Annotated in this window: 5 protein-coding genes; 1 reads left to right on the top strand and 4 read right to left on the bottom strand. The window is 62.6% G+C overall.

Annotation, left to right across the window (positions count from 1 at the left end):
* Positions 1-183 precede the first annotated feature (183 nt).
* The gene (locus NKK51_RS30570; RefSeq protein ID WP_352555953.1) at positions 184-1,794 is read right to left on the bottom strand and encodes an ABC transporter substrate-binding protein; all 1,611 of its coding nucleotides are present in this window, start codon (positions 1,792-1,794) and stop codon (positions 184-186) included.
* 370 nt (positions 1,795-2,164) lie between these two features.
* On the opposite strand from NKK51_RS30570, the gene NKK51_RS30565 reads away from it, so the two are divergent.
* Positions 2,165-3,355, top strand: coding sequence for a M24 family metallopeptidase (locus tag NKK51_RS30565; RefSeq protein ID WP_352555951.1), 1,191 nt, complete (start codon positions 2,165-2,167; stop codon positions 3,353-3,355).
* 195 nt (positions 3,356-3,550) lie between these two features.
* Here the strand turns inward: NKK51_RS30565 and NKK51_RS30560 are convergent, their stop codons facing one another.
* From NKK51_RS30560 to NKK51_RS30550, 3 genes are read right to left on the bottom strand one after another with little or no spacing between them, the layout of a single operon-like run.
* Positions 3,551-3,967, bottom strand: coding sequence for a cupin domain-containing protein (locus NKK51_RS30560; protein WP_127293515.1), 417 nt, complete (start codon positions 3,965-3,967; stop codon positions 3,551-3,553).
* Between the two features lie 5 nt (positions 3,968-3,972).
* Positions 3,973-4,836 carry a phosphoenolpyruvate hydrolase family protein gene (locus NKK51_RS30555; RefSeq protein WP_352555949.1) on the bottom strand — a complete coding sequence of 288 codons (864 nt, stop codon included), beginning with the start codon at positions 4,834-4,836 and terminating at the stop codon, positions 3,973-3,975.
* A 13-nt stretch (positions 4,837-4,849) separates the two neighbouring features.
* Positions 4,850-6,046, bottom strand: coding sequence for a Tm-1-like ATP-binding domain-containing protein (locus NKK51_RS30550; RefSeq protein ID WP_352555947.1), 1,197 nt, complete (start codon positions 6,044-6,046; stop codon positions 4,850-4,852).
* Positions 6,047-6,077 lie beyond the last annotated feature (31 nt).

The raw sequence follows: 6,077 nt of genomic DNA, 5'->3' as shown, positions 1-6,077 counted from the left end.
TCAACCTCTGCAGACGATAAGTGACAAAACTGTTCGCGATGTCCTCGCACACCTGTTCGCGATGTCTCCGGTCCAAACACCCCCTTGCGGGGGAGATGTCCGGTAGGACAGAGGGGGGTGTGAAGGAACTCGGCCTTCGGCCAAATTCCCCTTTTCTCGCAAACTCTCATCCGCGCAATTCTGTCACGATTCCAAATACGTGTCCGCCCAGTTCGACACCGCCCAGCGCGGGTTGTTGGCGATGTTGCCGACAGTGTCGCGCGCGACGCTGATAAAACTCCATTCGGCGACGTTGATCAGCGGCAGGTCGGTGGCCACCTCCTTCTGGAATTCCTTGTAGAGGTCGGTGCGGGCTGATGCGTCGAGCGTCTCCGATGCCTTGGCGATGAGCGCGTCGAGCGCGTCGTTCTTGTAGCCGCCCTGGTTGGAGAACGGCACGCCGTCCGGAATGCCGCTCTGCACCAGGATGGTGGTCGAGATCGCCGGGTCGCCGCGGAACACCGGCGGGCCGACCGCGAGGTCGAAGGCGTGGTCGGTGTAGACCGCCTTGATGTGCGCGGCCGAGTCGTTGTTGACCAGTTGGGCGTCGATGCCGATGGCGGCGAGCGCCTGGCGCAGATAGTCGCCGAACTGCTTGGTCTCGTTGAAATAGGGCGCAGGCAGCAGTTTTAGCGTGAAGCGCTTGCCGTCCGGACCTTTCTTGTAGCCGGCCTCGTCGAGCAGCGCGTTGGCCTTGGCGACGTCGAAGGCATAGGTCGGCACGTCGGCGGTGTAGAATTGCGGATCGTTCTTCGGCACCGGACCGGTGGCCGTGGCGGCATAGCCGAGGAACACCGTCTTGATGACGAAATCCTTGTCGATGGCGTGCGCGATCGCCTGGCGTACTTTCAGGTCGGCCAGTTCCTTGCGGCGATGGTTGATCTCGACGACAAGCTGATAGGTCAGCCCTTCGTAACCCTTGGAGATCACCTTCAGGCCCGGCACTTTCGAGATGCGGTCGAGGTCGGCCAGCGGCACGGCGGAAAAGGCTGCGAGCTGGATCTCCTCGGCCTCCAGCGCGCTCGCCGCTGAAGTGCGATCCGGCAACACCTGATAGATGATCTCGTCGAGATAGGGCTCGTCCTTGCCCCAGTAATCCGTGTTCTTGGTCAGCCGGTAATACTGGCCGGCCTTGTACTCGCCGAATTTGAACGGTCCGGTGCCGATGGGCGCGTTGTTGGCCGGGTTGTCCTCGATCTTGCCGACCTCGTAGATGTGCTTCGGCACCACGCTGCTCAGCGCCGGCAGCGCGTTGCGGATCAGCTGGAACGGCGTCGGCTTGGCGAATTTGAAGATGGCGGTGAGATCGTCGGGCGTGTCGACGCTGGCCAGATCCTTGAACACAGTGCGGCCGAGATTCTGCAGCGGCTTCCAGATCTGCAGCGCCGAAAAGGCGACGTCGGCCGAAGTGAACGGCTTGCCGTCATGCCATTTGACGCCGTCGCGCAGTTTGAACGTCGCCGAGAGCCCGTCGGCGGCACCTTCCCAGCTCAGCGCCAGCCGTGGCGCGAGCCCATCCTTGCCGTCGAAGGAGGCTTCGGCCAGCGTTTCGACGATCTTGCTGGAGATGAAGAACACGCCGTTGGAGGCGACAATCGCCGGGTTGAGGTTGCGCGGTTCGGAATCGGCGGCAAGCACCAGCCGCCCGCCCTTCTTTGGCGTCTGCGCCCAGCCCGGTGCCGGCATTGCGGTGGAGGCCAGCAGCATTGCCGAACCGGCAAGCATCGTGCGTCTGGAAATCGTGAAACCTGACATGATCGAACTCCGTCCTCTCCGCGACCCGGTCGGGTGCGCCAATACCCTCGGACGCCGGCAAGCCCGCCAGCATCCCTTGCGGCGGCGATTATGAGCCTTGCCGAGGGTTTCGCCAGAGACGGAATTGGCGCATCCTCGCTTGGCTTTGAAATTTTCGTCCGCTGGACCAGTTTGGAGGGCGTGGCTCAATTTGATCATTCTGGTAGGACCAGATTGATTGGATGTGCGACGAATGACAACATAGAGACGTAGAGAGGCGACATTTCATCTCTTTCTGGCTGGACCAGAATGGGCAAAATGGTGCAGATTTAACCACTGCCAAGGGATCGGGAGCGGAACTGCGGCGATCCGGCTATTCAGGGAGAGAGAGATGAACATTGCTCCGGGCAAGAATGCCGTCGGCAATATTCCGTTCGACCAGGCAAGGGTCGACCGGCTGATGGAGGAGGCCGGCATCGATGTGCTGCTCGCCACCTCCAAGCACAACACGCAATATCTTCTGGGCGGCTACAAGTTCATCTTCTTCGCCGCCATGGATGCGATCGGCCACAGCCGATACCTGCCGATCGTCGTCTACGAAAAGGGTGGGCCGGACCATGCCGCCTATATCGGCAACCGCATGGAGGGCGGCGAACATCAGAACAACCCGTTCTGGACGCCGACGCTGCACGCCGCCTGCTGGGGCACGCTCGACGCCGCCAACCTTGCGGTCGAGCATCTGCAGAAGATCGGCAAGGCCGGCGCCCGCATCGGCATCGAGCCTGGCTTCCTGCCGTCGGACGCCTATACGCTGATCCGCAAGGCGTTGCCGGATGCCAGGCTGATCGACGCGACCGACATGCTGGAGCGCATGCGCGCCATCAAGACCGATGCGGAACTGGAGAAGCTGCGCACGGCCTCCGAACTGATCACCGATTCCATGCTGGCGACCATTGCCTGGGCGCGCGAAGGCACGACCAAGGGCGAGATGATCGAACAACTGCGGCGCGAGGAAACCAATCGCGGCATTCATTTCGAATATTGCCTGCTGACGCTGGGCTCCAGCCACAACCGCGCCGCTTCACCGCAGGCGTGGAAAAAAGGCGAGGTGCTGTCAATCGATTCCGGCGGCAATTATCACGGCTATATCGGCGACCTCTGCCGCATGGGCATCCTCGGCGAACCGGATGCCGAACTTAGAGATTTGCTGGCCGAGGTCGAGACGGTGCAGCAGGCGGCGTTCTCCAAGGTCAAAGCGGGCACGCTGGGCGGCGACATGATTTCGCATGCCGAGGGCGTGCTGAAGGCTTCGAAGGTCGCGCCCTACACGGATTTCTTCGCCCATGGCATGGGGCTGATCACGCATGAAGCGCCGTTCCTGATGACGAACCATCCGGTCACCTATGAAGGCACTTACGCGGCAAAGCCGCTGGAGACGAACATGGTGTTGTCGGTGGAGACAACCATGCTCCACCCGACGCGGGGCTTCATCAAGCTGGAGGACACGCTGGCGGTTACCGACACCGGCTATGTGATGTTCGGTGATCGTGGCAGGGGATGGAACAGAGGCGCGAGCGCCTAGCTGGTATTGAGGCTGCTGCCCCCTCACCCGGATTGCCATCCGAATTGCGAAGAGCAATTCGGGGCAATCCGACCTCTCCCCGAGGGGAGAGGAGGGAGCCGGCGATGATGCTCGTCTCTTCTCCCCTCGGGGAGAAGGTGGCCGCGAAGCGGCCGGATGAGGGGGCCTTCCAGCAAACGCGGGACGGAGGAAAGATCACTGCCCCGCCGGAATCAGCCTGAAATCCGGCAGCTCGCGCAAAACCAGTTCAGGCCCGGCCGGCGAATAGACGACGAACAGCTGCATCGGCCCATCGCCGGTGTTCAGCGTCGAATGAAAGCGGCTTTCCGGGACATAGATGGTGCAGCCGGGGCCGACTTTTGCGACCACCGGATTGCCCTTTTCGTCCTCGACCATCTGCTCGCCATGACCGGAGATGACGAAGATGATCTCTTCCGCGCCCGGATGGTTGTGGCGCGTGTGGCCCTTGCCGGACGGCAGGTCGACGACGCCGCCGGAAAAGCGGGTTGCGCCATTCACTTCGGGCGCCACCGTCAGCGCCAATTTTCCCCAGTCGAAGCCGAAGGCGCTGACGTCCTTCGGGTAGACAAACATTTTGCTCTTGTCGGTCATTTCTCTCATCCCTTCTTTTTCTTCGTGGTCTTCTGGCCACCAAGCGTCACCGATTTGAAATCAGCGGTCTGTCTGGCGATCGCAGCTTCCGCCGGCAGCCGTTCCATCGAGCTGGCGCCATAGAAGCCGTGCAGGCCCTTGGCCTGGGAGAGGATGTAACGGGCGTCGTCGGGCATCGAAATCGGGCCGCCATGGCAAAGCAGGATGACATCCTTGCGCACCGAGCGCGCGGCATTGGCGATGTCGTCGATCTCCTGAACGCAGTCGTCGAGCGACTTGGCTGACGTGGCGCCGATCGAGCCGCCTGTCGTCACACCCATATGGGCGACGACGATGTCGGCGCCGGCTTTTGTCATGGCGCGGGCTTCGTCGGGGTTGAAGACATAGGGCGTGGTCAAGAGATCGAGCTTGTGCGCCGAGGCGATCATGTCGACCTCGAGGCCGAAGCCCATGCCGGTTTCCTCGAAGCTTTGCCGCATGCTTCCGTCGAACAGACCGATGGTGGGAAAGTTCTGCACGCCGGAAAAGCCCATGGTCTTCAGCTCGGCCAACAGCAGCGGCATGATGACGAACGGGTCGGTGCCGTTGACGCCGGCAAGCACAGGCGTGTGTCTGACCACCGGCAGCACCTCATAGGCCATTTCCTTGACGATCTCGTTGGCATTGCCATAGGCGAGCAGGCCGGCGGCCGAGCCGCGCCCGGCCATGCGGTAGCGGCCGGAATTGTAGATGATGATGAGGTCGATGCCGCCGGCTTCCTCGGCTTTCGCCGACAGGCCGGTGCCGGCGCCGCCACCGACGATCGGCACGCCCTTGTCGATCATTCCCCTGAATTTCTTCAATATGTCCTTGCGCGGTATGGCGGGCATTTTTTGAGATCTCTCACTGTCTGGCGATGTCGAGGAAGGCTGATGTTGCAGCCTTTGCGAATTCGGGATCGTTGATGTGCAGCGGCAGGCGCGTCACGCGGCGCTTGCTGTTGGGCTTGATGGTGCGCTCGATGGCATCGAACAGAACGGCGTCGGCTTCCGGGTCGAAGAAGGCGCCGCCTTCGATGTCGAGCGCCGAGACGCCTTTTTCCGGGATGAGAAAATGCACCGGCCCCCCGCAGCGGGCGAGCCTGGTGCCGATCCACTCGCCGATCGCACGGCATTCGTCCGCCGTGGTGCGCATCAGCGTGACATTGGGATTGTGTTCGTAGAACAGCCGATCGCGATAGTGCTCCGGGATGGTCGAAGGCGCCCAGAAGTTCACCATGTCGAGCGCGCCGACGGAGCCGACATAGGGCAGCCCCGTGCGAGCGATGGCGCCGAAACGATCGTCAGTCGCCGGCAGCACACCGCCGAATAGCAGGTCGCAGACTTCGGTCGTGGTGATGTCTACGACGCCGGACAGCAAGCCGCTGTCGGCCAGCTTTTCCATGCTGCGGCCGCCTGTGCCGGTGGCGTGGAAGACCATGCAGTCATATCCAGAACGGAGCTGGTCGGCGATGGCGGTCACGCAAGGTGTGGTGACGCCGAACATGGTGAGGCCGATCGACGGCCGGCCGTCTGGCGGCGGCGCCGGTCTGGCCGCCATGCCTGATATGGCTTGAGCCGCATTATGCAGCACGACATGGGAGAGCCGGTTCAGTCCGGCCATGTCTGTCACCGCCGGCATCATGATGATGTCGGAGACATCGACGTAGGGTGCGGTATCGCCGGAGGCGAGCGTCGAGACCATGATCTTGGGCAAGCCGAGCGGCAGGGCGCGCATGCCCGACGTGATGATCGAAGTGCCGCCACCGCCGCCGATGCCGATCATGGCTGCGATGTCGTTGCGCGATTGGGCAAAGCGGGCGAAGGCGATGCCCATCGCGGCGACCGCGGCGCCACGATCATTGCCGCCGAGCACGGCGTCACGGCCGCCGGGATGATGGTCGGCGATTTCCCTCGCGCTGATATCGACGGGGATGGTTGCGCCGCGCGTTCCGACATCGACACGGCTAACGAGGGCGCCCGCAGCAGCGATCGCATCGGCCAGGAAGGCGAGTTCCTCGCCCTTGGTGTCCGCGGTACCCACCACATAGATACGCTTCATTGCGCTCCCCCGATCCTGGCAGGCGCGATGC

The sequence above is a fragment of the Mesorhizobium sp. M0011 genome, assembly GCF_040324155.1.
Classification (GTDB): Bacteria; Pseudomonadota; Alphaproteobacteria; order Rhizobiales; family Rhizobiaceae; genus Mesorhizobium.
Note: the sequence above shows the minus strand (reverse complement) of the source record. Positions and strands in the feature narration are given on the sequence as shown.